Origin of the sequence: Microbacterium sp., assembly GCF_030149085.1 — a bacterium.
GTDB lineage: Bacteria > Actinomycetota > Actinomycetes > Actinomycetales > Microbacteriaceae > Microbacterium.
In genome coordinates this window covers 1-5,907 of sequence record NZ_JASBSF010000203.1, presented here as the reverse complement: position 1 = coordinate 5,907, position 5,907 = coordinate 1, and the positions used below count along the sequence as shown (strand labels likewise).

Below are 5,907 nucleotides of genomic sequence, written 5' to 3'. Positions count from 1 at the left end.
GCAGACATCTCTTCTGCGGCCGAGATCGAGAGTGCGGCTCGCGCCGTGGCCACGATGACGGCATCCGTCGATCTGCTTGTCGCCAACGCCGCGCAGTTCGCCCCGTGGGACGAGACTGTCGCCACTGCCGACCTGGACCTGGTGCGAGACATCCTCGCGGTCAACGTTGTGGGGACGTGGCAGACGATTCGCGCGTTCCTTCCCGCCCTACGCGCCGCCGGCAACGCCCGGATTGTGATCGTGGGAAGCGGTGGCGGCTCCCACGGCGATCCGCAGTTCGGTATCGCAACCCACCCCGGTGCTGCCTCGTACGCCGTATCGAAGGCTGCGGTACATGCTCTCGCACGGAAGGCAGCGCTCGAGCTGAGTGAGGAGGGTATCGACGTCTTCGCCGTGGACCCGGGGCTCACGGCTACTGCGCCCGGAATGGCCGAGATGGGTGCCGGGCCGCCGAGAGACGGTGCCCGAAGCGTGCTCGCACCGATTCTGCATCCGGGGTCGGTGGAGCGTGGGTCCCTGACCCGCGACGGACGTCCGTTGCCGTGGTGATCGACGTACTGAACGGCTGACTCGCCGCCGACGTCACGGGTTGCAGGCATCGCACCGCCCGGGGTCGGCGGTGCGTGCTCGTCGCGCGACCTCCTCCCGGTGTGGGCATGATGCGCAGCCCCAAACGTCAGCACGCATGACGTGGGTCGGCGTGCCGCAAGCGGCGCAGGGCGCTCCGCGCTCGCTCCCGACGATGCCGTAGCCGGGAGTGCCGCAGGCGGGGCATTGGCAGCGTAGGCGCGCAGATAGGCGCCAGGCGAGCCGCCGGATCACGCGCTGCCGTGTCGGATTCATGTGTGCGCGCAGATCGGCCTCGATCGTGACCCGGCCCGTTGACAGCATTCGCGACACGGGTTCGAAGGTCTGCACGCCCTTGACGACCTCGCCGCGAGAGCCGCGGATGACCGCGCCGTGGGACGGGTAGCCGAGGGCGCTGAGCAGCACCCGGGCTTCGGCGGGGGTTGCAGCGGTCCGCGGTGGGGGCACGTGGGAGAACCGCCGATGCGTCTCGGTGATGTGGATACCCCGGGCGCGATCGACGAAGACGACGATCTCTTCGTGCACTGGCGGGCCGAATCCGAGCACGCTCGCGAACGATGCCTCGGTTCCGATCCCGAGTGAGGCCCCGAGCTCATCCGTAGCAGCCTCAGCCTTCAGTCGTGCCGCCTCCGCGGGAGCCACCTGCCGCGGCCTCTCGCCCGTGAAGGTTCCCCACTGGTCGGTGTTCACCTCCCGGGTGGCTACGACGCGCACACCGTGCCACCGCCGCAGCGCGGGCTCGAGTTGCCTCTCCTTGCCGTGGAGAGTGCCGACCGCGGCGGTCATCCCGTCGTAGGGCGACTCGGTTCGCACGCCCCCACCGGCTGGGTCGATCGTGGTCACGTCGCGAGGTCAGACGAAATACTCGGCGCGGCTGACTGCCGTCTCCGAAACGAACATGACCCCCGACATCCGGGTGAGCACCGGATGCATCGCCGAGGCGATGGCGTCGGCGCGGTCTTCGGGCACAACGGTGATGAGCATCGTCAGGGCGTCGTGGTCGTTGAACAGCATCCGCCCCCCGCGCTCGCCGTGGTGGCCGAACCCGGCTACGCCCGAGACGGCGGTGTAGCCGCGCGCGCCGAGACTGCGGATGAGGTCGGTGACCTCGGGCGCATGACGCGCGGGGATGACGATCTCGATCTTGACCATGGGGGTGAGGTCCTTCAGTTCCATGCGGTGGTCTCCTTGGGGGTGGGCTCTGTGGGGCTCGGTGCGTCGGAGAGAGGCTGGGTGCGCCATCCGTAGCGGGTGAGAGTCGCCCAGTCGGTGTCGTCGTCCGCACGCGCGCGCAGGGTGATCCAGCGGTTATCGACGAGCTGGCGGACGACGTGGGAGCGCGAGACGATCTCGCCGACGCGCTCAAGCGGTGCCTGCACGAAGACCTGCAGCCGTACCGGCTCGTGTCGAGCGCCGTGTCCGACACCCACGGACTGCCAGGCGAGACCGGTACGGAGGTCTCCGCCGTACCCCGAAACGACCCCCACGTTGCCGACGACGTTGTGGAGGGTCTTGCTGCCGGCGCCGAACCGGTTGGGGGAGAGGGTGGATGCCGAGTACTGCGCGTTGATCCACTGAGCGACGATCATCGGGGCAGTCAGGATCGTTTCGAGGGCCGATCCATCGGGATCGGCGTCGGTCTCGTAGCTGTGGAGGAAGACACGGCGCGCGAGGTTGCGCTCGGCGGTGACGCGGCGGGGCGCGACGATCATCGCGACGTTTCCGCACAGGCCCCACTCGGGGTAGACCTGCGCCCAGTCGGCGCTGCGGCGCTCGAGCTCGGCGAGGACCACGTCGTCTGTCGGGTTCGCCGGAGCGCCCGGCACCTCGGCGAGGCGCTCGCGGCCGTTCCCGATTCGCGCGCTTGCTGCGGCATCCTCGAGTGCGGCGAGGTCAGCGCTGTGGGTGGCGGGAACGCTCCACGGCTCGAGGATCGTGATCCGATCGGTGACGGTGTCGTGCTGCGCGGCAAGGAAGACCGTGTCGGGTGGAATGTGGATGCCGTGCTCGTCGAGACCGCGTCGGGTCTCGGGGTCGTTGAAGACGGCGGCTGCCGCGCGTGCGTTCGGTGACCCCTCGTGTCCACCGCACGCACCGCACTGCAGGGCCGCGGCGAAGGGGTTATTGGCGACCGTCGCGCCGTGCCCGCAGAGCACCACGAGCCTCGCGAACTGGTCGACGAGCCCCATCATCCGAAGCGCCGACTCCGCATACGCGATCCGTTCGTCGAGCGCGAAGGCGACGTCGGGATCGAGCCGGGTCGCCGGACGCGGCGCAACAATCTCCCGAAGGTTCCGCGCGACGCGCGCCGTGGTCACGGGGGCGATGGTGCGTGCGACGCTCGCCGGTCCCGTCGCCCACCCGGCGATCTCGGCGTACGCGAACGGTGAAGCCGCAGACTCGGCGACGCCCTCGAGGGTGTCGTGGGCGGTGCGCGCGGTCACGGCGCCCCGTCGAAGCCGCTCGATCGCCGCCTGATCAGCAGAGCCTTCGTGCACGCGGGCGCGCGGTGCCACCAGGACGGGACACGAGGCGATCGCGGGGCCGCCCGCGGCATCCTGGAATGCGATGGCGAGAGCGAAGAAGCCTGCGAACCCGAAGGTCTCGATGTCTCCGGATGCCTCGAGGTGGCGCCGCATCCCCTCCGAGCGAGGGTCGATGCACATCACCACCTGAGATGCCGGCCGGCCGCGGTCCGCCCGCGGACGGGAGCGCGGCGAGACCAGCAGCGCGAGGTGGCGTTCGGCAGCAGCGTGCCACGCCTCGAGGCGGCATGACTCGGGAAGGGCGTGCAGGATGCGGGAGAGCTCGGCGCGTTCGGCGTCGGCGAGCGTGAGGGCGAGGGAATCGGCGACCGCGGCGACCCGTTCGGCGTGACGTTCGGCGGGAAAGACGACGGCGGCGGCTGTGGTGGCGGCTGCGTTCGGATGCCACGCGGGAGTGTCCGACGGCAACCAGAGCAGTTCCAGCGTGACGCGGGCAGCGAGCCAGTCGGTGAGGGTCACGGCGCCGCTGGAGCCGTCGGCGATCGCCGCTGCCCACCCCGGCAGGCTCAGCAGGTGGGCGCGCAGCAGGGCGACGGCGTCGTCGCCGACGACCTCCCAGTGCTCGAACGCCGTCGCAATCGCCTCCTCCGGTGACTCGGCGGCGATCCGGACACCCCGGCGAACGCGCACGGGAAGTGTGAGGTCGCGGCCGGCACTGCGCCGCCACGCATCCCAAAACCGCCCGGCCGTCAACGGATCGGGGGCGGGAGCGTGTCCGAGCGAGCGGGCGCCGAGCCGGGCGAGGTACGTCTCGATCTTGGTGTGCACGCGCGGAGCGAAGCGCTCAGCGGGCGTCAGGAGTGTGCGTCTGGGCAGCGGGGCCTCCGGCGACGCGAGCAGGTCAGCAATGAAGACGTCGGCAACGCGGATGTCTCGTCCGCTCCACCGCACGACGCGATCGAGCGAGACATCGTGCACGAGCGTGCCGAGAGCGTCGGTGAGGTCAGCGTCGTTCACGCCGCCGGCGGCGTAGAGGTCGCGGTAGGCCGATTCCGGCCGGACGAGTGACGTGCCGTGCTCGGCGGCGATCCGTTCCCGGGCGATGTCCCAGGGCAGGTCCTCGTAGCCGGCATAGGGGTTGCGTGCAATGAACCGGTGCAACGGATACTGCGGGGCCAGAGCCTGGGCTGCGGCGATCACGAGCCCTCGGACATCGACAGCCCGTGGGGGTGTCTTTTCTGTGGGGGGTAGCGGGGAGATGGTCATCGAGAAGACCTTTCGTACTCGACGGGTTCGGTAAGCGACGCGGCGTGCGATGGTGGCGCGGGGGATGTGCCCCACCCGGATGCCGCGCCGTACACGTAGTCCCGGATCGCGGTGGGTGCCGCGGGACTGACAGCGAGGCCGGCGAGCACGGCCGTCACGAAGACGCAGACCGCGAGCCAGGGACTGGCCGCGGCCCCGAGGGCCAGCGGGAACGCGTTCTCGACAGCCGCCCACAGCAGGACGTAGCCGGATGCGACGCCGCTGACTCCAGCCGCGATCACCCAGCGCGACCTGCCTCGTCCGCCCGTCGCTGCCCACACCCCGATCCACACTGTGGCGGCGATGAAGGGGACCAGGGCGCCGCCCGGGTGCGAGAAGCTGTCTGCTATCAGGGCGATCACCACCACGATTGCGGCGGCAGCGGAGGCGACACCGGAACGCAGGACGCGAGTGTCCGCATCCTGAGCCCGCGATGGTGACGGCTCGCCGAGGAGCGCGGATCCGGCGGCAAGGAACCGGTAGGACTTGTAGAGCGCGTGCCCCACGACGTGCAGGAGCGCCAGCGGCCAGGCGCCGATCGCGCAGGCAAGCAGCATGAATCCCATCTGGGCCGCCGTCGAGTGCACGAGGCGTCCTTTGACGTCGGGTCGGGTGAGCATCGCGGAGCCGGCAATGACGACCGTGAGCCCGCCGGCGATTCCCACGATGACCGGGGTCGTCCAGGCCTCCAGCGGCGCAAACCGCACCAGCAGAAGCGCCCCGGCGTTCACGAATCCGGCGTGCAGGATCGCCGATACCGGTGTCGGGGCGGCAAGGGTCGCGGGCAGCCACCCGTGGAGGGGGACGGATGCCGCGCGCGTGATCGCTGCGATCGCGACCAGGATGCCGACGACCAGCGCTGGGGCTCCACCGACGGCGCCCAGCTCGTTCAGGGAGGTGACAGGCGTCGCCGTCACGGTCACGACAGCGGCCACGAGAGCGATATCGCCGATGCCGAAGGCGACGAGCGTGCGGCGCAGGGCCACGCGGGTTTGAGTAGTGCGACCGCCGAGGGTGATGAGCGCGATCACTGCAGCGCTTGCGACCACCCATCCGATCGCCAGGACGATCGCATTCGGGGCTGCCGCCGTAACGGTGAGTCCGGAAGCCAAGACCGACGACAGGGCGAAGAACCGCGTCGCGCGCGGGTCTCCCTCGAGGTGGCGGATGCTCCACAGCTGCACAGTCCCGGTCACGCCGAGAGCAAGCGTGGCGAAGATGCTTCCGACGACATCGCTCGCATATGCGGCGGCCAGAACAAGCGATGCCGCGGCCAGGGCGAAGGCGATCCACGTGGCCGCGACGCTGGCCGACCGCATCCGTCGTGATCGTCGACCCGCGATCGCCGTCACAAAGGCACCAAGGAGGACGAGCGCTGTCGCTGCCAGGAGAAGCGGATTCACACGAGACAGATTACAAGCAACAAATTACAGGAAGCAAATTACCGGTATAGCTTCGCGTGTTTTGTAGGTCAGGTATCATGTCGAAGGTGGGCACTTGGACGTTCCTCACCAATCACGCGCACGTG

At 69.7% G+C, this 5,907-nt stretch carries 5 protein-coding genes; 1 reads left to right on the top strand and 4 read right to left on the bottom strand.

Going from position 1 to position 5,907, the window contains the following annotated elements; translation table 11 throughout:
- Positions 1 to 549, top strand: a 549-nt coding sequence (locus Q1V87_RS08120) for an SDR family NAD(P)-dependent oxidoreductase (RefSeq protein WP_300591646.1), incomplete at its 5' end; no start/stop codon positions are given.
- A gap of 33 nt (positions 550 to 582) precedes the next feature.
- On the opposite strand, the gene Q1V87_RS08115 is transcribed toward Q1V87_RS08120, so the two are convergent.
- Genes Q1V87_RS08115 through Q1V87_RS08100 form a run of 4 tightly spaced genes read right to left on the bottom strand, consistent with a single transcriptional unit; the run spans position 583 to position 5,782 of the window.
- Entirely contained in the window at positions 583 to 1,431 is an 849-nt protein-coding gene (locus Q1V87_RS08115) for a DUF6671 family protein (RefSeq protein ID WP_292707872.1), read from the bottom strand.
- Between the two features lie 9 nt (positions 1,432 to 1,440).
- Positions 1,441 to 1,764, bottom strand: a complete 324-nt coding sequence (locus Q1V87_RS08110; protein ID WP_292707874.1) for a DUF190 domain-containing protein — start codon at positions 1,762 to 1,764, stop codon at positions 1,441 to 1,443.
- The gene (locus Q1V87_RS08105; RefSeq protein WP_300591645.1) at positions 1,755 to 4,340 is read right to left on the bottom strand and encodes a putative inorganic carbon transporter subunit DabA; all 2,586 of its coding nucleotides are present in this window, start codon (positions 4,338 to 4,340) and stop codon (positions 1,755 to 1,757) included. Before Q1V87_RS08105 ends, Q1V87_RS08110 begins: the two co-directional genes overlap by 10 nt.
- Positions 4,337 to 5,782, bottom strand: coding sequence for a proton-conducting transporter membrane subunit (locus Q1V87_RS08100; protein ID WP_292707882.1), 1,446 nt, complete (start codon positions 5,780 to 5,782; stop codon positions 4,337 to 4,339). The genes Q1V87_RS08105 and Q1V87_RS08100 overlap by 4 nt, the downstream gene beginning before the upstream one ends.
- Between the last annotated feature and the right edge of the window lie 125 nt (positions 5,783 to 5,907).

Excerpts from the sequence above, each read along its gene's own strand:
- Q1V87_RS08110 (WP_292707874.1), bottom strand. The coding sequence starts at position 1,764 with ATGGAACTGAAGGACCTCACCCCCATGGTCAAGATCGAGATCGTCATC.
- Q1V87_RS08105 (WP_300591645.1), bottom strand. The coding sequence starts at position 4,340 with ATGACCATCTCCCCGCTACCCCCCACAGAAAAGACACCCCCACGGGCT.